The sequence below is a fragment of the Stenotrophomonas sp. YJH_SMC_48-3 genome, from assembly GCF_059369375.1.
Map to the genome: position 1 here is coordinate 19460 of NZ_JCAFSQ010000014.1, position 23882 is coordinate 43341.

The following is a 23882-nucleotide window of genomic DNA, read 5'->3' on the forward strand; positions in this document are numbered from 1 at the left end:
TGCCTCGCGAAGGCGGACAGCACCGGAACGGGCGCCATTGTCGCGCCGCAACATGAAAAAGACGAGCTAAACTTCCTAAACCAACATTAGCGGAGCTTAATTCGATGCGTATCGATCATGCCCAGCTGCGCGCCTTGGCCGCGGTGATCCGCGAAGGCAGCTTCGACCGCGCCGCACAGTCGCTGAATGTCACGCCCTCGGCCATCTCGCAGCGGGTCAAGGCACTGGAGGACCGGATCGGCCGCCTGCTGGTCAAGCGCGGCACGCCTGCCACCGCCACCGCCGAGGGGCAGCTGCTCGTTCAGCTGGCCGAGCAGACCGCCCTGCTCGAACACGATGCGCTGCACCGGATGGGCCTGGCCGATGAGGATCTGCCCCAGGCCAGCATCCCGGTGGCGGTGAACCACGACAGCCTGGAAACCTGGTTTCCGCAGGCCGCCTACCAGTTCGCGCAGACCACCGGCACCACCCTGGACCTGCGTGTGGAAGACCAGGACCACACCGTGGAGCTGCTGCGCCAGGGCACGGTGCTGGGCGCAGTGACCACGCTGGACGAGCCGGTGCAGGGCTGCCAGATCCATGCGCTGGGCAGCATCCGCTACGCAGCGACGTGCACCCCCGAATTTCGCGAACGCCACTTCGCCAAGGGCGTGACCGCGCAGGCGCTGGCACAGGCACCGGTGCTGGTATTCAACCGCAAGGACGACATGCAGTCGCGCTTCGCCCGGCGCATGGCCGGCGACGACCTGCCCAGCACTGCACCGACCTGGTGGATTCCGTCCACGCGCGCCTTCGTGCAGGCCAACCTCGGCGGACTGGGCTGGACCATGAACCCGCTGCCACTGGTCAAGCGGCACCTGGACGCCGGCCGCCTGGTCTACGTGCGCCAGCGCGCGTGGGAAGACGTGCCGCTGTACTGGCAGCACTGGAAGGGCGACGTGCAGACCATGGCCCTGCTCACCCGCGCGGTACTGGATGCCTCCTCGGCGCTGATCCGGCGCAAGCGCTGAGTTGGCTTCTCAGGGGGTGTAGATCTTGGTTGACAGGCGCTTTCGGCTCACGGGGTCAAAATGCGAGACGATCGCGACACCAGATAGCGCACTTGCCAGCCGACAGGTGCACTTTTTTTACGTAGGCTGGAAGGCTTGTCATCTGTGAGTCAAACCGAATGGAACTTCCTGACGAAATCTATGAGCAGGTCACTGACCTCTCAGAGCAGGGAAACGTCCTCATGGATGCCGATGACCATGCTGGTGCGACTCGGTGCTGGCTGCAGGCTTTAGAAGCGTTGCCAGCTCCTGCCAAGGATTGGGAGGCCTACACTTGGCTCTGTGCTTCACTTGGAGACGCGAGCTTTCTTTCCGGTGACGTAGTGGCCGCCCTGAAGTACTTCATGGATGCATTGAATGGTCCGGACGGGCGTGCCAATCCCTTCATTCTGTATCGCGCTGGCCAATGCAACGAACTTCTGGGGCAGCGGGATCGGGCCCTTGAATACCTGCTCAGGGCGTATGCACTGGACGGCGAGGACATATTCGACGCTGACGATGAAGGCGGGAAGTATATTGCCCTGCTGCGACAGCAGGGCCTTACTTCGCCCTGATACCACCAAGCCGGCCAAGCGCTGAGAATACCGCGCCTGGTCGCCAGGACGCGGCCAGTCCTCAGCCATGGACGAATCAGGGCGAGAGCGACTTAATCCCCTCCGTCCCTTTTTTCTCCGCTCTTCTGTGCGTGACCGGGGTCCGTTCAGGGGCGCCCGGTTGTGCCAGCATCGCAGCACCCGACACGGAGCGCCGCGATGCAGACCGATCCGCTGTTCCTGCACATCCGGGTGGTGATGGGCATCATCCTCGGCCTGTCGATCACCACCGTGCTCAAGGGCCTGGCGCAGATCATCGAGCATCCGCAGCGCCGCGGCTGCTCGGCCCTGCACCTGGGCTGGGTGGCGTGGACGCTGATATCGCTGGTGACCTTCTGGTGGTGGGAGTTCCGCCTCATCGAGGTGCACCGCTGGACGTTTGAAACCTACCTGTTCGTGATTGTGTACTGCGCGACCTGGTTCCTGCTGTGCGCGCTGCTGTTTCCCGACGACCTGCGTGAATACGGCAGCTACGGGAACTATCTCATGCAGCGTCGGCGCTGGATCTTCAGCGTGGTGGCTGCACTGACCCTGCTCGACCTGGTCGATACCGCCATCAAGGGCAGCAGCCGCTGGAAGCTGCTGGGAGCCGCGTACCCGTTGCATGCCGTGTTGATGCTGGCGGTGGCGGTGCTCGGCTGGCGACTGCGCAGCCAACGCACACAGCTGCGCCTGGTGCTGGCAACGCTGGCTTACCAGATCGGCTACTTCGCCGTGGAGTACTTCACCGTCGGCAGTCACTGACCGGGGTGCAAGCACCTGCTGAAAGCCTTTCACTGCCACGCCGCCGGGCGACATCTGCATCAGCGGCACCGATCCCCCTATCCCCTGCTGCTGCGGGGCCTCCATCCAATCTCCATCAACCCTACACATCGATTCCATGCGCCATGCAGATACTGAGCGGCCGATCACCGCAAGGATGCCCTGCATGCCTGTATTCGTCCGCGACGCCCGCCCCGAAGATGCCGCCGCCTGCATCGACCTGCGCGGGCGCACCCGCGAGAACGCCTTCAGCGCGGCCCAGCTTGCGGAACGGGGCATCACGGTGGACAGCTGGGCGGCCGGCATCGCCCAGGGCGATTCGATCGGCCGCATCGCCTGGGACGGCGAGCGCATGGCCGGCTACTGCTTCGCCGACCGTGACAGCGGCGAGGTGCTGGTGCTGGCCCTGCTGCCGGACTACGAGGGCCGCGGCATTGGCCGCCAGCTGCTGCAGAACGTGGTCAGCCTGACCCGCGATGCCGGCCACCAGCGGCTGTTCCTGGCCTGCTCCGCCGACCCGCGTTCGCGCTCGCATGGCTTCTACCGCCGCCTGGGCTGGCGCCCGACCGGCGGGGTCGATGAGGCCGGCGACGAGATCCTTGAGCTGGTCTGATCCCACCGTTGCCGGGCGTCGCCTGCCGTCCATGTGACAGCGCCGCGAAACGTCGGATGCTGCGTTGCATCAAAAAAGGACCGGATCCGGTTAGAATCGCGGATGGATGCTGCAAGGCGTTGTTTCTTCACGCCCTTTCCCTGCCCCACGCGCATCCTGACCCCTTCCCCTCCGCCAACGATCCCGCCCCCATGAAGAAATTTGGCAAGGCTCTTCTCGCCCTGCTCGTGCTGCTGTTGCTGGCCGCCGCGCTGTTCCTGTACTGGCCGCTGACCCAGCGCTCGGTGCCCGCCGCCAGCAACGACAAGCCCGTCGATGTTGTGCTGGTCGGCGCCGGCATCATGAGCATCACCCTGGCCACCTACCTGCAGGAACTGCAGCCGGACTGGAACATCCAGGTCTACGAACGCCTCGATGGCGTCGCCAGTGAAAGCTCCGATGGCTGGAACAACGCCGGCACCGGCCATTCGGCCTTCGCCGAACTGAACTACACCCCGGAGCTGCCCGATGGCAGCATCGAGACCAAGCGCGCGGTCGGCATCGCCGAGTCGTTCGAAGTCTCGCGCCAGTTCTGGTCGCACCAGGTGAAGGAAGGCCGGCTGAACCAGCCCAGCGACTTCATCAACCCGACGCCGCACATGAGCTTCGTCTGGGGCGATGACAACATCGCCTACCTGCACAAGCGCCAGCAGGCCCTGGTCAAGAATCCGCTGTTCTACGGCATGCAGTACTCCGAGGATCCGGCGCAGATCAAACAGTGGGCCCCGCTGCTGATGGAAGGCCGTGACCCGAAGCAGAAGGTTGCCGCGACCTGGATGCCGCTGGGCACCGACGTCAATTTCGGCGTGATCACCCGCCAGCTGACCGCCGGCCTGCAGCGCAGCCCGAACTTCAGCCTGCACCTGAACCATGAAGTGACCGCGCTGCGGCAGAACGCCGACAAGAGCTGGAACGTGACGGTGAAGGATCTCAAGGCCGGCACCGAGACCACCACCCACGCCCGGTTCGTGTTCATCGGCGCCGGTGGCGCCGCGCTCAAGCTGCTGCAGATGTCCGGCATTCCGGAATCGAAGGACTATGCCGGCTTCCCGGTCGGTGGCCAGTTCCTCGCCTTCCAGGGCCAGGACGTGACCTCGCGCCATGGGGTGAAGGCCTACGGCATGGCCGAGACCGGTTCGCCGCCGATGTCGGTGCCGCACCTGGATGCACGCAAGCTGGACGGCAAGCCGGTGGTCCTGTTCGGGCCGTTCGCGCTGTACAGCACCAAGTTCCTCAAGCACGGCTCGTGGTGGGACCTGTATTCCTCGGTCACCCACAACAACGTCGGCCCGATGCTGGAAGTGGGCAAGGACAACCTGGACCTGGTGCAGTACCTGATGGGCCAGGCACGCCTGAACGATGCCGACCGCCAGGCCGAGCTGGTCAAGTACTTCCCCAGTGCCAAGCCGGGTGACTGGAAGCTGATCACCGCCGGCCAGCGCGTGCAGATCATCAAGCGCGATCCGCTGAAGGGCGCGGTGCTGCAGTTCGGTACCGAGATCGTGACCGACAAGGACCACACCATTGCGGCCCTGCTCGGCGCCTCGCCGGGTGCATCGACCTCGCCGCCGATCATGCTGGACCTGATGGCCAAGGCCTTCCCGGAGCAGATGAAGGCCGGCTGGGAAACCCGCCTGCGCGAGATCGTGCCGTCGTATGGGCGCAAGCTCAACGACAGCCCGGCGCTGGTCAACGAGATCCGTACGCTGACCAGCCAGACCCTGCACCTGCCGTATCTGGAGGTGCCGGTGAATGCGAACGCGGCATCGCCCGCTGCGGCCACGGTGCCTGCGCAGGCCAAGGAAAAGCGCAACGCCAATGAGGAACTGCAGGCGCTGTAAGCCCGCACGTTCCTTTCGATGCAGACGGACGGCCACCTTCGGGTGGCCGTTCGCTTTTGGGCGGCTCCCTGCTGTGGAGCCGAGCCCAAGCTCGGCTCCAGCAAAAAGCAGCCGAGCATGGGCTCGGCTCTACAGAAGGCGATGCCTGGTGCCGGAAAGCCGATGCACGATGACACGAATTGTAATGTTGTTAAGAATTATTTACATTTGCGCCCTGCGCAGTGACCGCGCCCTCCCAGATGGACCTGATGTGCCCGAAGCCGCCGCCCCGGGTACTGGACGACTGTCGCCACCCTTCCCGCTTCCAAGCCTCGAGCCCACCATGTCCTTGACCCTGCGTAACCGCCTGCCCCGCCGCGCGCTGCTGCCGGCTGCCCTGCTTTCGTCGCTGACCGTGCTGGGCGCGCCCAGCGCGTTCGCCGCCGCCGAAGGCGCCGCCGACGCCAAGACTCTTGATCGGGTCAGCGTGCGTGCCGAGCAGTCCGCTCCGCCGGCCAGCACTACGCGCCTGCCGATCACCCTGCAGGAAACCCCGCAGTCCGCCACCGCCATCAGCCTGCAGCGCCTGCAGGACGAATCACTGTTCAGCATCAACGATGTGATGCGCAACGTGACCGGCGTCAGCGTGTCCTTCTATGACACGCAGCGTCCGCTGTACTACGCGCGTGGCTTCGCCATCACCGACTTTCAGGTCGACGGCATCCCCACCTACAGCGGGTCCACCAACCAGGAATACGACACCGCCTTCTACGACCGCATCGAAGTGATCCGCGGCGCCAACGGCCTGCTCAGTGGCGCTGGCGTGCCGTCGGCCACGGTCAACCTGCTGCGCAAGCGCCCCGGCAAGGAATTCGACGCGTCATTCGCGGTCAGCGCCGGCAGCTGGGACTTCCGCCGCATGGAAGCCGACGTGACCGCGCCGCTGACCGATGACGGCCGCTTCCGCAGCCGCGTGGTCGCCGCCTATACCGATCGTGGCCTGTACTACGACCGCTACGACGAGAACAAGATGGCCGGCATGGCGGTGCTTGAAGGCGATGTCAGCGACAGCACCACGCTCACCCTCGGCTACCAGACCCAGGACAACAACCCGACCGGTTCGACCTGGGGCACCGTGCCGTTCTTCGACAGCCAGGGCAATTTCGCGCACCTGCCGCGCTCGACCAACCTGTCGCCGAAATGGAGCTACTGGAAGCGCGAGAGCAACACCGCCTTCGCCAACCTGGAACAGCGTTTCGGCGACAACTGGCTGTTGAAGATCAACACGGCCTACACCCGCGGCAACGTGCAGAACGTGCGCCTGTACGGCACCGGCAACCCGGACCCGGTGACCGGATCGGGCATCTACCTGCGTGCCGCCGCCGGTGATTCGAAAGACACCCGACGCAATGTCGATGCTTACCTGACCGGCAGCTTCCCGCTGTTCGGCCGCGACCACGACCTCACGGTCGGCGCCCAGTGGTCGGATCTGGAAGGGACCACGAACACCGTCGCGCTGAACTTCCCGGGCGACTGGGCCACCTGCGGGCGTGAGCGCTGCTACTACATCCCCAATGTGTACTCCTGGAACGGCGACATTTCCGAGGTGACCTACACCCGCACCGGCGCACGCCGTGTAGCGAAGACCACGCAGAGCGGCGTCTATCTGGCTACCCGCGTGCACCTGGCCGATCCGCTGTCGCTGATCGCCGGTGCACGCCTGAGCCGGTGGGAAACGCTCAGCCGCTCGTACAACGCTGCCGGCGCCTATACCGGCACCAGCGGTGCGTACAAGGTGAGCGATGAAGTCACTCCGTACGTGGGCCTGGTCTACGAGATCACCCCGAACGTGTCGGCCTATGCCAGCTACACCGAGATCTTCAATCCACAGAACTACAAGGACCGCAACGAGAACCTGCTGGCGCCGGTACAGGGCTCCAACCTGGAAGCGGGCATCAAGACGCAGTGGTTCGATGGCCGCCTGACCGCCAATGCGGCGGTGTTCGAGGCCAAGCAGGACAACTATGCGGTGCGCGACATGGGCGTGCCGGAGGGTTCGCTCAGCGATGGCACCTCGGCCTACATCGGCGTCAACGGCACCAAGGCGCGCGGCTGGGAGATGGACGTCAACGGCGAGATCCTGCCGGGCTGGACGGTCAATGCCGGCTACACCCACGTCAAGGTCACCCGCGCGGCCACTGACCTGCTGTACGCCAACCCGCCGAAGGATCTGTTGCAGCTCAACACCCAACTGCAGCTGCGCGGCGCGCTGGAACGCCTGAGCGTTGGCGGCGGCCTGCAGTGGCAGAGCAAGGTGCAGGGCTACAACATTGCCTACCCGCTGGGCGGCACGGTCACGGTGAACCAGCCGGCCTACATGCTGGTGCAGTTCAACGCCAACTACCGCATCAGCGACAACTGGACGGCGACGCTGAGCGTGCGCAACGCGCTGGACAAGAGCTACTGGGCGAACCTGGACTACAACAACTACGGCGAGCCGCGCTTCGTGTCGGCCAGCCTGCGCTGGAAGTTCTGAGCAACCCGCGAACCGGTGGGTGCCTGGTGGGTGCCGACCGTTGGTCGGCACGCCCTCTCCGCCACGACCCACCGTCGTGGCCTACCTGAATGGGCCCGCCTCCGCGCGGGCCTTTTTTGCTGCACTGCGGGTTGCACTCCGCTCCGTAATTATGTCGTAATTATTTCAACGCCAGTCGGAAGCCCGTCGATGAACCCGAGTTGGGATACGTTGGAGCGCAGCCGCCAGGCGCGCCTGGAGCGGGCCGCGCCGTGGGCGCGCGGCCACCAGGTCGCCGCCGGGGACGTGGGTGAACTGCTGCACGCGCTGCTGGAGCCCGGCGACAAGGTCTGCCTGGAAGGCAACAACCAGAAGCAGGCCGACTTCCTGGCACAGGTGCTGGCCGGCCTCGATCCGGCACGAGTGCACGACCTGCACATGGTGCAATCGGTGCTGTCACTGCCCTCGCATCTGGATGTGTTCGAGCGCGGCATCGCTTCCCGGCTCGACTTCTCCTTCTCCGGCCCCCAGTCGGTGCGGCTGGCCAACCTGGTCGCCGAGGGCCGCATCCAGATCGGTGCCATCCACACCTACCTGGAACTGTTCGGCCGCTACTTCATCGACCTGACCCCACGGGTGGCGCTGGTCACCGCGCAGGCCGCCGACCGCCACGGCAACCTCTACACTGGCCCGAACACCGAAGACACGCCGGTGATCGTCGAAGCCACTGCGTTCCGGGGCGGGATCGTCATCGCCCAGGTCAACGAGATCGTCGACAGCCTCCCCCGCGTCGATATTCCTGCGGACTGGGTCAACTTCGTGGTGCAGGCGCCGAAGCCGAACCATATCGAGCCGCTCTTCACCCGCGACCCGGCGCAGATTTCCGAGATCCAGGTGCTGATGGCAATGATGGCCATCAAGGGCATCTACGCCGCGTACGGCGTGAATCGTTTGAATCACGGCATCGGCTTCGATACCGCCGCCATCGAACTGCTGCTCCCCACCTATGCCGAATCGCTCGGGCTGAAGGGAAAGATCTGCCAGCACTGGGCACTGAACCCGCACCCGGCACTGATTCCGGCGATCGAATCGGGCTTCGTAAAGTCGGTGCATTCGTTCGGTTCGGAACTGGGCATGGAGAAATACATTGCCGCGCGCGGCGATGTGTTTTTCACCGGAGCCGACGGCTCGATGCGTTCCAACCGCGCGTTCTCGCAGACCGCAGGCCTGTATGCCTGCGACATGTTCATCGGTTCCACCCTGCAGATCGACCTGCAGGGCAACAGTTCCACTGCCACCCGCGACCGCATCGCCGGCTTCGGTGGCGCACCGAACATGGGCTCGGACGCACGTGGCCGCCGCCACGCCAGCGAGGCCTGGATCAAGGCCGGCCAGCAGGCCGCACGCCCGGGCGAGATGCCACGCGGGCGCAAGCTGGTGGTGCAGATGGTGGAAACCTTCCGCGAGCACATGGCCCCGGCCTTCGTCGAGCGCCTCGATGCCTGGGACCTGGCCGAGCGCGCACAGATGCCTTTGCCGCCGGTGATGATCTACGGCGATGACGTCAGCCATGTGCTGACCGAGGAAGGCATCGCCAACCTGCTGCTGTGCCGCACGCCGGAGGAACGCGAACAGGCGATCCGCGGCGTATCCGGCTACACCGCCGTCGGTCTTGGCCGCGACCGCGCGATGGTGGAGAACCTGCGCGACCGTGGCGTGATCCGTCGCCCGGACGACCTGGGTATTTCGCCCCGCGACGCCAGCCGCGATCTGCTGGCCGCACGCTCGGTGAAGGACCTGGTGCGCTGGTCCGGTGGCCTCTACGACCCGCCCAAGCGCTTCCGCAACTGGTAAGGACAGAGCATGGAAACCCTTGACTATCGATTCGACGGCCGCACCGCCGTGCAGTTCCCGCGCGATGCGGTGCTGGTGGGCGTGCTGGCGTCGGGCAACCTGGAAATCCTGCTGGAACCGGTGGCGCAGCAGGGCGCGATGACGGTGCGCGTCATCACCGCCGCGCAGGGCTTCGGCAGCATCTGGCAGGCGGTGATCAACGACTTCGCAAAGCGTCATCCGCTGCGCGATGTGCGCGTCTCGATCAACGACGCCGGTGCGACCCCGGCCGTGGTCAGCCTGCGCCTCGACCAGGCCGTCGAAACCCTGCTGGCCGGAGGCACGCCATGAGCCACGTACAGCGCCACAGCTACTACGAAGCCGATGCGCGCGAACGCATCGCCGGGCTGGTTGACGCCGGCTCGTTCCGCGAGTTCCTTGGCCCGGCGCGGCGGATGATGAGCCCGCACCTGGCCCAGCTGGACCAGCCGGCCGCGTTCGACGATGGCATCGTCGTCGGCGAGGCCACGCTGCGCGGCAAGCACGTACTGCTGGCCGCGCAGCAGGGGCAGTTCATGGGCGGTGGCGTGGGCGAAGTGCATGGCGCCAAGCTGACCGGACTGCTGCGCCGTGCGGCGCACACCCGCCCTGACGGCGTGCTGCTGCTGCTCGATACCGGCGGCGTGCGGCTTCACGAAGCCAATGCGGGCCTGATTGCGATCTCCGAAATCATGCGCGCCACCCTGGACGCGCGTGCAGCGGGCGTGCCGGTCATCGCGCTGATCGGCAGCGGCAACGGTGCGTTCGGCGGCATGGGCATCGTCGCCCGCTGCTGCACCACGGTGATCATGTCCGAGGAAGGCCGGCTGTCGTTGTCCGGACCGGAAGTGATCGAGACGGTACGCGGCGTCGAAGAGTTCGACTCGCGCGACCGTGCACTGGTCTGGCGCGTGACCGGCGGCAAGCACCGCTATCTGATCGACCAGGCACAGGTGCTGGTACCCGACGCCATCGAAGCCTTCGCGCAGGCCGCAAGCAATGCGCTGCAACCCGATGCCACCAGCACGGATACCGATGCTGCGCTGGCCGCGCTGCAGGAACGCCATGCGGCGTTGAAAGCCCGAATGCAGGCCTGGGGCGACTGCCGCGATGGGCTGGAAATCTGGGCCCGCCAAGGCATCGCCGAACCCGAACGACTGCCGTTGCTGGACACCGACGCCTTCCTTGCCGCCACCGCCGCCCGGAGGCTGCCATGAGCGCACCGCTGCAGTCTCTGCTCGATGCCTTGTTCCCGCGTGGCCATCGTATCGACATCCAGGATTCGGTGCTGACCGGTACCGCCACCACCGACGATGGCGAGGTGACCGTGATCGGCACCACCGATCGCATCGACGTTGGCGTCGACCATGCATTGGCGCTGGCCGGGACCGTGCTTGCCAGCACCGCCGCACACCCGCAGCGGTCGATCGTGATGCTGGCGGACACTGCCGGCCAGCGCCTGGCGCGCCGCGATGAGCTGCTGGGCATCAACGGCTACTTCGCGCATCTCGCGCAGGCTCTCGATCTGGCCCGCCGCCGTGGCGCGCGTCTGGTCACCCTGGTCTACGGCGAATCGGTGAGCGGCGGATTCCTGTCCTTCGGCCTGATGGCCGACCACATCCATGCCCTGCCCGATGCACAGGTACGGGTGATGGACCTGCGCGCGATGGCCCGGGTAACCAAGCAACCGCTGGAGAAGCTGCAGGCACTCAGCCAGAGCTCGCCGGTATTTGCGCCGGGCGTGGCCAACTACGTGGCGATGGGTGCGGTGGAATCGCTGTGGGATGGCGATCTCGCCCAGCACCTGCTGCGGGCCCTGCGCACACCCAGCGACGGCGATGCACGCGCGGCGCTGGCTGCACAGCGCGGCGGTCGTGCACTGGCGGCGGATGTTGCAGATGCGGTGGCCCGCAGCGATGCCTGATCAGCCCGCACGCCACATGCTGGTCTGGCTGTCGGCCCACGCCGACTGGCGGGCCGACGTGGCTGCGCAGGAACCGCGCCTGGCAGCGTGGTTCGCGCAGGGTCTGCCGGCCATGGTGGCGCGCCGCGCCGCGGATGACCCCGACCCGCGCCTGCGCTTGGGCGTGCCGCTGCCACCGGGCGAAGGCAAGCTGCGCCTTGCGCTGCGCGTGCCGCAGCAGGATGTGCAGCGCCTGCAATTGCCGCCCGCACTGGACGCGGTACTCACCCGGGGCGTGCCAACCGACTGGCAGAGGGCCCTGCACGCACTGGCGAGCGTTGCACCGGCACGCGTGTTCGGCGCCTTCGCCTGGCAGCACCTCAGCGGCCTGCCCTATGTGCACGCATGCTCGGACATCGACCTGCTGTGGCAGGTTGAGAGCCGTACGCAGGCCGATGCGCTTGCCGCACGCCTGAACGCCTGGGAGCACGCGCATGCCCGCCGGGTCGATGGTGAACTGTGCCTGCCTGATGGCGGCGCGGTGAACTGGCGCGAGTTTGCCGGTGACAGCCGCCAGGTGCTGGTGAAGCGCCTGGAGGGTGCTGCACTGGACGTCCGCGAGCGCCTGTTCGAGACTGCCGGAGCGGCGGCGTGAGCGCGGTCTTCCAGTCCCGGCTGCAGGATGCAAACGCGATCGACAGCGCGCGTCTGGGCCGCTTGGCCATCACCAGCCTGCATGCCGAACTGGCCTGCGCGCCCAAGCCAGGGCTGGTCACCCCCTTCGATACCGGCAGCCATGACGACATGGACGCCGGTACGTTCCTGCGCAGCCTGTTCGCGCTGCGCCACTTCTTCACCGCGATTGCCGACGCCGGTGCCGCTGACGCGCCGTTCGCCATCCTGCGCGCGCAAGGCATTGCTGCCGAGCACGCGATGCTGCGTGCCACTGCCGGCATCAATACCCATCGCGGTGCCATCTTCAGCCTGGGCCTGCTGGTGGCCGCTGCCGCACGCTGCCGTCGCCAGCAGGGCCACGCCGCGCCCGCTGAGCAGGTGTGCCTGGCCGTACAGCACTGGGCGGATGCGTTCGCCGTGGCGCCGCTGGATGCCTCCAGCCCCGGCCAGCGCGCGCGCCTGCGGCATGGCGTGCCGGGCGTGCGCGAACAGGCCGCCGCCGGTTACCCCATGCTGCGCGAGCTGGCCATACCGACCCTGCGTCATGCCCTGCACAGTGGATTGCCGCGTGATGCAGCGATGTGCCAGACCCTGATGCAGCTGGTCGCGCAGGTGGACGATCTCAACCTGCTGCACCGCGGCGGCGCAGAGGGCCTGGCCTGGGCGCAGCAGCAGGCGCGCCGCTTCATCGAGGCGGGCGGTGCCTTCGCGCCTGGCTGGCAGGCACACCTGCACGACATCGGCGAGGGCTTCGTCGCGCGCCGCCTGAGCCCGGGTGGCAGCGCCGACCTGCTGGCCTGCAGCTGGTTCCTGCTGCTGCAGGAGGGCGCATGAGCCTGGCCCTGCTCTGCCCCGGGCAAGGTGCGCAGCATGCGGCGATGTTCGACCGCGTGCGCGATCTGCAGGCCGCGCGCGACGTACTGGAGACCGCCAGCGCAGTGCTTGGACGCGATGTGTTCGCGGCGGCCGCTGACGAATCGCGCTTCGGCAATGCACTCGCGCAGCCCCTGCTGTGTGCAGCCAGCCTCGCGCACTGGCAGGGACTTCGCGAAGCAGTGCCAGCACCGGTGCTGGTGGCCGGCTACAGCATCGGTGAACTGGCGGCGCATGTGGTTGCCGGCAGCGTTGATGCGAGCACCTGCCTGAGCCTGGCCGCGCAGCGCGCGCGGCTGATGGATGCCGCCAGCCCTGCCGATGCAGGCATGCAGGCCGTGCTGGGGCTGGAGCGCCATACCCTGCAGCCGCTGTGTGATGCACACGGCGCACATGTGGCCATCGCCAACGGCCGCGATCACTTCATCGTCGGCGGCACGCAGACCGCTCTGCAGGCGCTGGCCGATGACGCTCGCGCGCAGGGTGCGGAGATCCGCCCGCTGCCGGTGCATGTGCCCGCGCATACGCCGCTGCTCCGCTCTGCTGTCGCACCGTTCGCCGCCGCACTCGATGCCTCGGCGCTGCAGGGCCCACGCCTGCCGCTGCTGGCCGGCATCGATGCGCGTCCGGTGCGGGATCGCGCAACGGCGGTCCACACGCTGTCGTTGCAACTGGCGCAGACCATCGAGTGGGCGCAGGTGATGCGCCAGGCCTACGAGCGCGGTGCGCGGGTGTTCCTGCAGCTGGGCCCGGGCAGTGCCTTGGCCCGCATGGTCGCGTCCGATTATCCGTGCTGCGAGGTGCGCGCGGTGGAAGAGTTCCAGAGCCTGGCCGGCGCCGCGGCATGGGTCCGCAGCGCGCTGGAACGGCTTCAGTAACGGGTTCGAGCAGTACGTATCACGCAATACGCCGTACGTCGCCTTACCCCGGGATGGCGGGTCTCCATCCGCGCTGTACGTGAGCCACGTGTCTGGGAGGGCGCATGAGTCCACAAATCGCAACGATCATCGGCCTGGTGATCATGTTCATCGTCGCCACGGCGATGCCGATCAACATGGGCGCGGTCGCCTTCGCGTTGGCCTTCATCATCGGTGGGCTGTGGGTCGACATGGGCGGCAAGGAGGTCCTGGCAGGCTTTCCCGGCGATCTGTTCCTGACCCTGGTCGGCATCACCTACCTGTTCGCCATCGCGCAGAAGAACGGCACCATCGACCTGCTGGTGCACTGGGCTGTAAAAGCCGTGCGCGGCCATATCGTGGCCATCCCGTGGGTGATGTTCGTGATCACCGCGGTGCTGACCGCCTTCGGCGCGCTGGGCCCGGCAGCGGTCGCGATCATCGGCCCGGTCGCGCTGCGCTTTGCCAAGCAGTACAACATCAACCCGCTGATGATGGGCCTGCTGGTCATCCATGGCGCGCAGGCGGGCGGCTTCTCGCCGATCAGCGTGTACGGCAGCATCACCAATGGCGTAGTGCAGAAGGCCGGGCTGGAAGTGACCGAGATGGCGGTGTTCCTGACCAGCCTGGGCTTCAACTTCATGATGGCGACGATCTGCTTCTTCGCCTTCGGGGGCATCGCCCTGCTGCGTCGCGGCTCGATCACCGTGGCAGGAACGATCGGCAATGCCGAACCGGCGATGGCCGGTGGCCCGCAGGCGTCGTCGCGCCAGTTCGCCATCGAAGGCCACGGCGCGCTGGTAGCCGCTGGCGGGGGCACCCTGTCCAATGATCCCGCCGCTCTGGATGCGGTGAACCTGACCCGCGAGCGGCTGTTCACTCTGATCGGCCTGCTGGGCCTGGGTGTTGCTGCGCTGATCTACAACCTCAACGTCGGCCTGGTCTCGATCACCGTGGCGGTGGCGCTGGCGCTGCTGTCGCCGCAGAGCCAGAAGGGCGCGGTCGATGGCATCAGCTGGTCCACCGTGCTGCTGATCTGTGGCGTGGTGACCTACATCGGCGTGCTGGAACATGCCGGCGCGGTGGATTTCATCGGCAACGGCGTGTCCAACATCGGCATCCCGCTGCTCGGTGCGCTGCTGGTCTGCTACGTGGGTGGCATCGTCTCCGCGTTCGCCTCGTCGGCCGCAGTGCTGGGCGCGACCATTCCGCTGGCGGTGCCGTTCCTGATGCAGGGCCATCTCGGCGCGGCCGGCGTGATCTGCGCGCTGGCGGTGTCGTCCACCATCGTCGATGTCAGCCCGTTCTCGACCAATGGCGCGCTGGTCGTCGCCTCGGCCGCCAAGGAAGAACGGGAGACCCTGTTCCGCCGCTTCCTGGTCTACAGCGGTCTGGTGGTGGCGCTTGGACCGCTGCTGGCCTGGCTGGTATTCGTGGTGCCCGGCTGGATGTAACCACCCAGCGGTAGCGCCGGCCGCTGGCCGGCAATCTCATGAAGCCATCCAGCGATCACGGGTTGCCGGCCAGCGGCCGGCACTACCTGGCGGTACACTTCCTCCATGGCCATCGCCCCTGCTCCACGGTCCCCGAAGAAGCGCGCGCCTCTGTACGAAGAGGTGGCCGAACACGTGCGCGAGCGCATCTATGACTACCGGTTGCCGCCGGGCGGGTGGATCGACGAGCCCGCGCTGTGCGAAGAACTGGGCATCAGCCGTACGCCCCTGCGCGAGGCGCTGAAGCTGCTGGCCGCCGAAGGCCTGGTGCAGATCGATGCCGGTCGTGGCAGCCGGGTCACCCGGCTGACGCTGGAAGACCTCAACCAGCTGTTCCCGGTAATGGCCATGCTGGAAGGCCGTTGCGCACACGAGGCGGTCAGGCACATCGATGATGCCGGCGTGCAACAACTGGAGGCCCTGCATGCAGCGATGGAAGCGGCGGCGGCCGAGGGCAACATCGCCGAGTACTACCGCAACAACTACCTGATCCACGAAACCGTGCAGCATTACGCCGGCAACCCGTGGCTGATCCGCATCACCCACGACCTGCACCGCATCCTGAAGATGCATCGCGGCCGCCAGCTGCTGACCCCGGGGCGCACCGCGCAATCGCTGGCCGAACACCGCGAGCTGATGGAGTGCTTCCGCCGCCGGGATGCGCAGGCTGCCGAACGCACCATGGAGCGCCATCTGCTCAGCCAGGGCCAGGCATTGGCCGCCTATGTGGCAGCGGGCGGGCTGTTGAACGTGCCGGCGCCCTTGCCGACCGAAGGCGGCGGTTGAGCGGATGAGTTGCCGGCCAGCGGCCGGCACTACCAGGACGTGACCTTGGCCGGCGTCCCGGAACATCTCGTCAATCGCCACCACCGCAGCTGCCGCCGTCACCGCTGCCACCGTCGCTTCCGCAGTCGGAGCTGCTGTGGCTGTGATGGCTGTAGCTGTCGCCGGAATGGCCGCCCGGATGATCGTAGCCACTGCCGGGACTGTTGTCGCCCCGGATCCCGGAGCCGTCGGCCGTGGCCACCGCCAGGCACACGATGGCCCCGACCAGGGGAAGCAGCCAGACCATCAGCAGCTGCACCGTCCTGCCGCCCGCCGACAGGCCATCACGCTTGGCGATCACCACGGTAGCCACGGCGTTCAGGCCCAGCACCAGCAGGACCAGCAGAAGGGCGGCGATCAGCATTCGGCGACTCCGTGCTCGGATTGGGGGCATTATGGCCTGCTGCCCCGGCAATGGCCCTGCCTGTCATGAAGATGGGACAATGTGGGGCGCGCCGGCCTGCTTCCAGGCCGCCGGCGCCCCTCGCACCACACGGAAGAAGAAGAACAACAACATGCTGAAAGTCATTTTCGATACCGACCCGGGCGTCGACGACGCCCTGGCCCTGCTGTACCTGCACAAGCACGCCCAGATCGACCTGATCGGTGTCACCACCACCTTCGGCAATGCCTCGGTGGCGTCGACCACGCACAATGCGCTGTACCTGAAGCAGGCCTGGGGCTTTGCCGCCCCGGTCGCGCGCGGCGCCGGTGGCCCGCTGCAGCCGGAAGCCTCCCCCGAAGCCTGGCCGGTCCACATCCATGGCCACAACGGCCTGGGCAACCACCCGGTGCCGGCCGAACTGGACGTGGCCGCCGACACGCGCCCCGCCCACCAGCTGATCATCGACCTGGTCCGCGCCCATCCGGGCGAAGTGACCCTGGTCGCGGTCGGCCGCATGACCAACCTGGCCCTTGCCCTGCAGCAGGCCCCGGACATCGCCGGCCTGGTGCGCGGCGTGGTGATCATGGGCGGCGCCTTCCACGTCAACGGCAACATCACCCCGGCCGCCGAGGCCAATATCTGGGGCGATGCCGAAGCGGCCGACGTGGTGTTCACCGCCAGCTGGCCGGTCACCGCGATCGGCCTGGACGTGACCACCCGCGTGGAAATGGACCGTGACGGCCTGGATAAGCTGGCCGCCATCGGCGGCGCCGACGCCGAGCTGGTCCGTGCGCTGTCGCAGGATTACGTGGACTTCTACCTGCAGGCCGGCCACAAGGGCATGGTCGTGCACGACTGCTGCGCGTGCATCGCGCTGACCCGCCCTGAGCTGTTCCAGTTCGAGCGCGCCAGCGTGCGCGTGGCCACCGACGGCGTTGCCCGCGGCATGACCATTCCCAAGCCGGAAGGCCTGGCCTTCGGCCCGAGCGTGTGGGACGGCCACGTGGTGCAGTCGATTGCCATCGGCGTGGATGCGGCTGCGGTACTGGCCGACATCGAGCAGACCCTGAAGGTCTGACCGGCTAGCGCCTGGCCCTGCCCGGGACCGTCTCGGGCAGGGTCCACAGCACCGGCAGCACCAGCACCGCCACCAGCGCGATCATCGCGCCCGGCGCCGCTGCCCAGCCGCTGCGCTCCACCCACCATTGCGCCAGCCACGGCGTTGCGCCACCGAAGAATGCAGTGGCCATGGTTACCCCCAGTGCCAGCCCGCTGACCCTGCCTTCGCCGGGGAACTGCTCGGCCGTGGCCGGCGCCGCCACCGCGCTGATGCCACCGGCCACGCAGGCCAGCACTACCGCCGCCAGCGCGATGCCCAGTGCGGTCGCCTGCGCCATCCACGCGAACAGGGACAGCGGCAGCAGCGCTGCCAGCACGGTCAAACCCAACAGCATCGGCCGTCGTCCGAAGCGGTCGGACAACGCGCCGCACAGCGGCGTGATCGCAATGACCGCCACCGCCGCGATCGTCGACAACCACAGCGCATCGCCTTCATCATGCCCCCGTGCGTGCAGGAACGCCGGTACATAGGTGATGCCCACGTAGTAGGTGATCGAGCCCAAGGCGGAGATCGCAAAGGTGCGCGCCACCGCCAGCGGGTGGTGGCGCAGCACGTGCCGAAGTGGCGTGGCCGGGATGCTGCCCTCGCGCCGCTGGCGCTCGAACTCCGGCGACTCGTGCATGCCCGAACGCGCAACCAGGATCACCAGCGCGAGCGCAGCCCCAACGAAGAACGGAATCCGCCAGCCCCAGCTGTCCAGCTGCGGTGTGGGCAGCAGCGCGACGGTAAGTGCAGAGATCGCTACCGCCAGCAGGGCGCCCACTTCGCTGGCGGCCGAGGCCAGCGAGGTCACCAGGCCACGTCGTCGCGCCGGTGCGCTTTCCAGCAGGTACGCCACCACCCCGGTGTACTCACCGCCCACCGAAAACGCCATCACGCAGCGCAGGATCAGCAGCAGCACGCCGGCCGTCGTACCGGCCGTGGCCGCTGTCGGCAGCAGTGCAGTGGCCAGCATCGCCGCTGCCATCAACGCCATCGAAGCCAGCAGCATCCAGCGCCGGCCCAGGCGGTCGCCCAGGTGGCCGAAGCACAGCGCGCCCAGCGGACGCATCAGGTAGGACACCGCGAAGCCAGCCAAGGTCACCAGCAACGCCTGCTCGCCACCGCCGAAGAACACCCGCGACAGCACCGTGGCGAAGTACAGGTACAGGGTGAAGTCGTACCACTCCACCACCGTGGACAGGCCCGCCACCCACATCGAGCGCTGCCGCGCCGCAGTCATTGCGTGTTCGCCTTCAACAGCCTCGGTCCCGGTTGGGCAGGTTCCGCGCAGCGTGGCATGGACGGGGTGAAATGCCGGTCATCGGCTGTCGACTGCGTGCATGCACTGGGTTTGATGACCGGTGAAGCGCTCACCGCCAAGGCCGAAGCAGAAGCATCCTTGCTGGAACACAAGGCCGGGCAACTCAGCCCGGCAGCTGCAGTTCCGCCCGCAGCCCGCCACCCTCGCGGTTGCGCAACCTCAGCGAACCACCCAGCGACTGCGCCAGCTGCACCGCGATGGCCAGTCCCAGACCGGTCCCTCCGGTATCGCGGTTGCGCGAGCTCTCCAGCCGGTGGAACGGTGCCAGCACTGCCTGCAGCTGGTCCTCGGGAATGCCGGGGCCACGGTCGGAAATGCTGATCCACACCCTTCCGGCCGTATCGCGGCCCGCCTCGATCTCGGCGGCGCCGGCGTAGCGCAATGCGTTGTCGACCAGATTGCCGACCACGCGGCGCAGCGGCTGCGGCCAGGTCTGCACGACCAGTCCAGCGGGCGCACCGCCAGTGACCGGCTTGCCCATGTCCTCGTAGTCGCCGACCACACTGGCGAGGAACGCGCCCAGGTCCATCGACACCGGCGCGCCAGCGGCAACGTGGCTGCTGCGCGCATAGGCCACGCCCTCACGCACCAGCTGCCCAAGGTGATCGAGGTCGGCCAGCAGGCGCTGCTGGGTGCTGTCTTCAGGCAGGGTCTCCACCCGAAGCTTCATGCGCGTGATGGGGGTCTGCAGGTCATGCGAGATCGCGGCCAGGATCTGCAGGCGTTCACTGACATGGCCACGAATGCGTGCCTGCAGGGCATTGAGTGCGGCTGCTGCGCCGCCTACTTCCGCAGGGCCATCTTCAGGCAGTGCAGGCCCGTCCTTGCCCGGCTGCAGATGCTCCACCGCATGCGACAACTGCTGCAGCGGGCGCATGGCCAGACGCACCGCCAGCCACGCGCACACCAGCAGCAGCGCCAGCTGCAGCAGCAGCACGGCGGGCAGCCAACGTGCCAGCGGCAGGCCCGACGGGGTGACTTCAATGGTCAAGGGCGTGCCGTCGTGCAGGCGCAGTTCCACCTCGAACCGCTCCGGCAGGCGAGCCACCTGGCGCGCCTGCAACGGATAGCGGTGCTGCAGGCTGTCGTCGATGATCGCCGTGACCTGGCGTGCACGATCGGTCTGCAGCCCTGGTCCGGCCGCGGCCGGGCGCAGCAGATAGCGGTAGGTGCGCCGCTCCAGCCGGGGCACCCAGGCCTCACGCTGCTCCGCAGGCAAATGTTCCAGCAGCGCGACGCTCACTGCCACATCCTCGTCGAGGTTGCGCAGCATCATGCTGCGGGTGGACTGGTAGCGTTCGAAGAACAGCAAGCCGAAGGACAGTGCGTGGGCCAGGGACAGTCCGCCCAGCAGCACCAGCAGCAGACGCGCCGACAGCGTGCGCGGCCAGCGTGGACGACGTGCGGCGGTGTTCATTCGTCCGGCCCCAGCAATTGCACCGGCAGGCTGAACACATACCCTTCGCTGCGCACGGTCTTGATGTAGGTCGGCTCGCGCGCGTCATCACCCAGGCGCTGGCGCACGCGGCTGACCAGCAGGTCGATCGAGCGATCAAACAGTTCGGCATCACGGCCCTGGGTGAGGCTGAGCAGCTGGTCGCGGCTGAGCACCCGATTGGCGTGATCGAGGAACACGCGCAACAGGCGGAACTCGGCGCCGCTGAGCGGATACGCGGTGCCCTGTGCATCCAGCAGGTGGCGGGCGGTGGTATCCAGGCGCCACTCGCCGAAGGCCAACTGGCGGCCGGCTTCGCTTACCTGCAGGTTCGGCGGCAGCATCTGCGTGCGACGGATCACCGCATTGATGCGTGCCAGTAGCTCGCGCGAAGAAAAGGGCTTGGTCACGTAGTCGTCGGCGCCCATTTCAAGGCCGATGATGCGGTCGGTCTCGTCGTCGCGCGCGGTCAGCAGTACCACCGGTACCGCCCGATGCTTGCCGGCGCGCAGGTTGCGGCACAGGCTCAGTCCGTCCTCGCCCGGCATCATCACGTCCAGCACCACCAGATCCACGGCATGGGTATCCATCAGCGCCCGCATGGCCCGGCCACCGTCGGCCTGGCTCACGCGCAGGCCGTTGCGCTGGAGGTAGTCGGCCAGCATCTGGCGGATCTCGCTGTCATCGTCGACGACCAGGATGTGCGGTACATGGTTCATTGCGTTCTCGATGAAGACGGAGGTCAGGGCCGCGCTGCGCGGCCATGGTAGCGCGGCTCAGGGGCTGGCCAGCAGGCGCTGGATCTCGCTTTCGGTACGTGCGTAGTCGCCCTCGCCGTAATGGCGGTAGACCACCCGCCCCTGCCGGTCGAGCAGGTACAGTGCGGGCCAGAAGCGGTTGCGCCAGGCGTTCCAGATCCGGTATTGGTTGTCCTGCACCACCGGCCAGGTGATGTCCAACCGTGCGATGGCCTTGCGCACGTTGCCGGGCAGCCCTTCATGGGCAAACTCCGGCGTATGCACGCCGACCACCCTCAGACCCTGCGGCGCGTAGCGTGCATGCCACCGGTGAACATACGGCGCCACGTTGAGGCAGTTGCTGCAGGTGTAGGTCCAGAACTCGACCAGCACCACCTGTCCCCGCAACTGCTTCAGTGCGAGCGGTGGGCTGTTGTGCCAGGGCCCGCCACCGTCGAACCCGGCGGCGGGAACGGCCTGTGCCGGCTGCGCGTCGGCCTCCGGGCTGCGCCAGGCCATCAGTAGCGCAGCCCCACCCAGCAGGCTCAGCAGCAACGGCAGCGCACACACACGCAGGGCGGCCATCGTTCAGCCCCCCTGCTCGGCCAGCGGCAATTCGGCCGGCTTCACTCCCGCCGCTTCCAGGATGCTGTCGGCCACCTGCGCCGGATGCGAAAGCAGCGACACATGGCTGCTGCCGATCGATTGCAGCTGTGCACCGATGCGCTTGGCGGTGGCGGCCTGCAGCTGCGGCGACAGCATGCGGTCATCGCGGCTGAGCACGTACCAGCTCGGCTTGCTGCGCCACGCCGCAACGTTCACTACTTCGCCCAGCGCGCTGGCCTTCAACGGGACCTGCGTGCTGTACAGCAGTGCGGCCGACTTCTTCATCACGTCCGGCGCGAAGTCCTGGGCGACGGCATCAGCCGGCAACGTCAGGTAGCCATCCCTTTCCTGCAGTCGGGCCAGGCCCGGGCCAACCGGGAAACCCTCGCCCTGTTGCGCCGAAGACTGTCCTGCATCCGGTGCGAACGCGGCCACGTACACCAGCGCCTGCACCTTCGGGTCATTGCCCGCTTCGGTGATGACCGTGCCACCCCAGCTGTGGCCGACCAGCACCACCTTGCCAGGCGCAGCGGCAATCGCACGACGGGTGGCGGCGACGTCGTCGGCCAACGAGGTGAGCGGATTCTGCACGGCCACCGCCGGCAGCTTCCAGTCATGCAGGGTGCTGATGACCTTGCTCCAGCTGGAGCCATCAGCGAACGCGCCGTGCACCAGGATGACGGTGGGCGGTGCAACGGTATCGGCCTGGGCAGCGAAGGCAGGGGCGGCGGCGAGGGCGAGAGCGGCGGCCAGCAAGCAGGTACGGATCATGGGGGGCACTCCGGAGTTGGGAGTGGCCATTTCCGCCTGCCGGTGTGTCGGCGCTGTTTCTCCGCAGCGCGGAGTTGTACCGGACTGTAGGGCGCAGGCGGGTTTCTACAGTGGGATACATTCGCGCGCCGGTCCTGGCCGGGCGCTTTCGGGTAGATATCGCTGCCCGCACGCGGGCGCGCAACGCCCCGATGCGCATCAGCGCATCGTCTTTGTATCTGACTGTACGAAACCCCGGCCGCGGCCACAGTCGCTGACAAAACCCCGGGCAACGGCACACGTTGCCGATACCTGCGCCGCCTGGAATGGCTTCCATCGACCACTGGCCCGCAGGACACCACCATGATCAGCACCGCTTCTTCCGTGTATACGCCCCGCCTGGACGCCGTCGGCCGCTGGCTCTCGCCGTTGGCGCTGCGCACCCTGCTGGCCTGGGAGTTCTTTGAATCCGGCCGCGAGAAGCTGGGCGGCCAGAACTGGTTCGCCGACTTGGAAGGCCGCTTCCCGTTCCCGTTCTCCACACTGCCCGCGTCGCTGAACTGGCAGCTGGCCACGTGGCTGGAACTGGTGGGTGCAGTGATGCTGCTGCTCGGCCTGGCCACGCGCTCGGTGGCCTACGTGTTCTGGGTACTCACCATCGTTGCCATCGCCGCCGTGCACTGGCCCGACCAATGGAACGGCCTGGGTGAACTCTGGCAGGGCTATGCGATCACCGACCAGGGCTACGGCAACTTCAAGCTGCCGTTGCTGTTCCTGGCCATGCTGCTGCCACTGATCCTCAACGGCGGTGGCGCACTCAGCGTGGACCGGCTGCTGGCCGGCCCCGGCCGTGCCACGGCAGGCAATGACGGCCTGGGTTGGGGCGTCAGCCTGATCGCCCTGCTGCTGCCGGTTGCCGCGCTGTTGCCCGGCATCGGCTTCGGCGGTGCCCTGCTCGGCGGTGTGCTGCTGCTGGGCCATCTGCTGCGCTGTCGCCGCGCCGCCTGAGCCGACTCCCCTGTTCCCGCGCGTTTCGCTTTCCGTCGCCTCTTCGGCGGCGTCCATCCCGCACGCCCCGCGTGCTTTCCCAAGGAGTCACCACCATGTCCATCTCGACCAAGAACACCTCTTCCTCCCGCCTGCCGCGCATCGGTGCCATCGGCATCGCCCTGGCCGGTGGCCTGCTGCTGGCCGGCCAGGCCGCGGCGATCCAGCCGCTGGCGATCAGCGCGGTGGCCATGAGCGCCGCCGCCGAAGGCAAGTGCGGTGAAGGCAAGTGCGGGGCCAACAAGACCGCCTCCAGCAAGCCCGCCGGCAAGGCCAAGGTGGCCGAGGGCCAGTGTGGCGAAGGCAAGTGCGGCGACGCCTCGTTTGCCCGCACTGATCGCGACCACGACGGCAAGGTCTCGCGTGCCGAATTCAACGCTGTGGCCGCCAAGCGTGCCGCCGAGTTCGACCGCATCGACACCGACCACGACGGTTACATCAGCGAGCAGGAAGCGCACGACTACCTGCGCAGCGTCTACACCGCCAACGGCAAGCCGATGCCGAAGGGCCTGTTCTCCCGCGTTGCCGATTGATCGACGTTCACCCGGCGCCGCCTTCAAGGCGGCGCTCT

24 protein-coding genes are annotated in these 23882 nt (G+C 67.4%); 18 read left to right on the forward strand and 6 right to left on the reverse strand.

Annotated features, from left to right (window positions below; translation table 11 throughout):
- Positions 1-104: 104 nt before the first annotated feature.
- The 15 genes from AC5P65_RS18580 to AC5P65_RS18650 all read left to right on the forward strand — a co-directional run bounded on the left by AC5P65_RS18580 (position 105) and on the right by AC5P65_RS18650 (position 15889).
- The gene (locus AC5P65_RS18580; protein ID WP_019659327.1) at positions 105-1010 is read left to right on the forward strand and encodes a LysR family transcriptional regulator ArgP; all 906 of its coding nucleotides are present in this window, start codon (positions 105-107) and stop codon (positions 1008-1010) included.
- Positions 1011-1168: 158 nt separating this feature from the next.
- The gene (locus tag AC5P65_RS18585) at positions 1169-1603 is read left to right on the forward strand and encodes a tetratricopeptide repeat protein (protein ID WP_111098263.1); all 435 of its coding nucleotides are present in this window, start codon (positions 1169-1171) and stop codon (positions 1601-1603) included.
- A gap of 198 nt (positions 1604-1801) precedes the next feature.
- Complete coding sequence (locus AC5P65_RS18590; protein WP_111098262.1) at positions 1802-2386, forward strand: hypothetical protein; 585 nt, start codon at positions 1802-1804, stop codon at positions 2384-2386.
- Between the two features lie 184 nt (positions 2387-2570).
- Positions 2571-3017: a GNAT family N-acetyltransferase gene (locus AC5P65_RS18595; RefSeq protein ID WP_021203098.1), complete on the forward strand. Its 447-nt coding sequence runs from the start codon at positions 2571-2573 to the stop codon at positions 3015-3017.
- A gap of 191 nt (positions 3018-3208) precedes the next feature.
- Positions 3209-4897: a malate dehydrogenase (quinone) gene (gene mqo, locus AC5P65_RS18600; protein WP_111098261.1), complete on the forward strand. Its 1689-nt coding sequence runs from the start codon at positions 3209-3211 to the stop codon at positions 4895-4897.
- A gap of 322 nt (positions 4898-5219) precedes the next feature.
- The gene (locus AC5P65_RS18605) at positions 5220-7412 is read left to right on the forward strand and encodes a TonB-dependent siderophore receptor (RefSeq protein WP_111098260.1); all 2193 of its coding nucleotides are present in this window, start codon (positions 5220-5222) and stop codon (positions 7410-7412) included.
- Between the two features lie 189 nt (positions 7413-7601).
- Positions 7602-9245 carry a malonate decarboxylase subunit alpha gene (gene mdcA / locus AC5P65_RS18610; RefSeq protein WP_021203095.1) on the forward strand — a complete coding sequence of 548 codons (1644 nt, stop codon included), beginning with the start codon at positions 7602-7604 and terminating at the stop codon, positions 9243-9245.
- Between the two features lie 9 nt (positions 9246-9254).
- Positions 9255-9575 carry a malonate decarboxylase acyl carrier protein gene (mdcC, locus tag AC5P65_RS18615; protein WP_021203094.1) on the forward strand — a complete coding sequence of 107 codons (321 nt, stop codon included), beginning with the start codon at positions 9255-9257 and terminating at the stop codon, positions 9573-9575.
- The gene (locus AC5P65_RS18620) at positions 9572-10480 is read left to right on the forward strand and encodes a biotin-independent malonate decarboxylase subunit beta (protein ID WP_019659334.1); all 909 of its coding nucleotides are present in this window, start codon (positions 9572-9574) and stop codon (positions 10478-10480) included. The genes mdcC and AC5P65_RS18620 overlap by 4 nt, the downstream gene beginning before the upstream one ends.
- Positions 10477-11187: a biotin-independent malonate decarboxylase subunit gamma gene (gene mdcE, locus AC5P65_RS18625; RefSeq protein ID WP_111098259.1), complete on the forward strand. Its 711-nt coding sequence runs from the start codon at positions 10477-10479 to the stop codon at positions 11185-11187. Before AC5P65_RS18620 ends, mdcE begins: the two co-directional genes overlap by 4 nt.
- Entirely contained in the window at positions 11180-11821 is a 642-nt protein-coding gene (gene mdcG, locus AC5P65_RS18630; RefSeq protein WP_111098258.1) for a malonate decarboxylase holo-[acyl-carrier-protein] synthase, read from the forward strand. The genes mdcE and mdcG overlap by 8 nt, the downstream gene beginning before the upstream one ends.
- A complete protein-coding gene (mdcB, locus tag AC5P65_RS18635) occupies positions 11818-12675 on the forward strand; it encodes a triphosphoribosyl-dephospho-CoA synthase MdcB (RefSeq protein WP_180832374.1) in 858 nt (285 codons plus the stop codon). Before mdcG ends, mdcB begins: the two co-directional genes overlap by 4 nt.
- Complete coding sequence (gene mdcH / locus AC5P65_RS18640) at positions 12672-13592, forward strand: malonate decarboxylase subunit epsilon (protein ID WP_111098257.1); 921 nt, start codon at positions 12672-12674, stop codon at positions 13590-13592. The genes mdcB and mdcH overlap by 4 nt, the downstream gene beginning before the upstream one ends.
- A gap of 104 nt (positions 13593-13696) precedes the next feature.
- Positions 13697-15064: an SLC13 family permease gene (locus tag AC5P65_RS18645; protein ID WP_111098256.1), complete on the forward strand. Its 1368-nt coding sequence runs from the start codon at positions 13697-13699 to the stop codon at positions 15062-15064.
- A gap of 105 nt (positions 15065-15169) precedes the next feature.
- Complete coding sequence (locus AC5P65_RS18650) at positions 15170-15889, forward strand: GntR family transcriptional regulator (RefSeq protein WP_021203087.1); 720 nt, start codon at positions 15170-15172, stop codon at positions 15887-15889.
- A gap of 70 nt (positions 15890-15959) precedes the next feature.
- On the opposite strand, the gene AC5P65_RS18655 is transcribed toward AC5P65_RS18650, so the two are convergent.
- Positions 15960-16292 carry a hypothetical protein gene (locus AC5P65_RS18655; protein ID WP_111098254.1) on the reverse strand — a complete coding sequence of 111 codons (333 nt, stop codon included), beginning with the start codon at positions 16290-16292 and terminating at the stop codon, positions 15960-15962.
- A gap of 151 nt (positions 16293-16443) precedes the next feature.
- Between AC5P65_RS18655 and AC5P65_RS18660 the strand changes: the two genes are divergently transcribed.
- The gene (locus AC5P65_RS18660) at positions 16444-17391 is read left to right on the forward strand and encodes a nucleoside hydrolase (RefSeq protein WP_111098273.1); all 948 of its coding nucleotides are present in this window, start codon (positions 16444-16446) and stop codon (positions 17389-17391) included.
- Between the two features lie 4 nt (positions 17392-17395).
- On the opposite strand, the gene AC5P65_RS18665 is transcribed toward AC5P65_RS18660, so the two are convergent.
- The 5 genes from AC5P65_RS18665 to AC5P65_RS18685 form a co-directional block, all read right to left on the reverse strand.
- Entirely contained in the window at positions 17396-18655 is a 1260-nt protein-coding gene (locus tag AC5P65_RS18665; protein ID WP_111098253.1) for an MFS transporter, read from the reverse strand.
- A gap of 184 nt (positions 18656-18839) precedes the next feature.
- Positions 18840-20153: a sensor histidine kinase gene (locus AC5P65_RS18670; RefSeq protein WP_111098252.1), complete on the reverse strand. Its 1314-nt coding sequence runs from the start codon at positions 20151-20153 to the stop codon at positions 18840-18842.
- Positions 20150-20890: a response regulator gene (locus tag AC5P65_RS18675; RefSeq protein ID WP_019659345.1), complete on the reverse strand. Its 741-nt coding sequence runs from the start codon at positions 20888-20890 to the stop codon at positions 20150-20152. The genes AC5P65_RS18670 and AC5P65_RS18675 overlap by 4 nt, the downstream gene beginning before the upstream one ends.
- 57 nt (positions 20891-20947) lie before the next feature.
- Entirely contained in the window at positions 20948-21493 is a 546-nt protein-coding gene (locus tag AC5P65_RS18680; RefSeq protein ID WP_111098251.1) for a redoxin family protein, read from the reverse strand.
- A gap of 3 nt (positions 21494-21496) precedes the next feature.
- The gene (locus AC5P65_RS18685) at positions 21497-22285 is read right to left on the reverse strand and encodes an alpha/beta fold hydrolase (protein WP_019659347.1); all 789 of its coding nucleotides are present in this window, start codon (positions 22283-22285) and stop codon (positions 21497-21499) included.
- Between the two features lie 342 nt (positions 22286-22627).
- On the opposite strand from AC5P65_RS18685, the gene AC5P65_RS18690 reads away from it, so the two are divergent.
- Positions 22628-23272, forward strand: a complete 645-nt coding sequence (locus AC5P65_RS18690) for an HvfX family Cu-binding RiPP maturation protein (protein ID WP_019659348.1) — start codon at positions 22628-22630, stop codon at positions 23270-23272.
- Between the two features lie 95 nt (positions 23273-23367).
- Positions 23368-23844, forward strand: coding sequence for an HvfA family oxazolone/thioamide-modified RiPP metallophore (locus AC5P65_RS18695; protein ID WP_058980829.1), 477 nt, complete (start codon positions 23368-23370; stop codon positions 23842-23844).
- Positions 23845-23882: the final 38 nt, after the last annotated feature.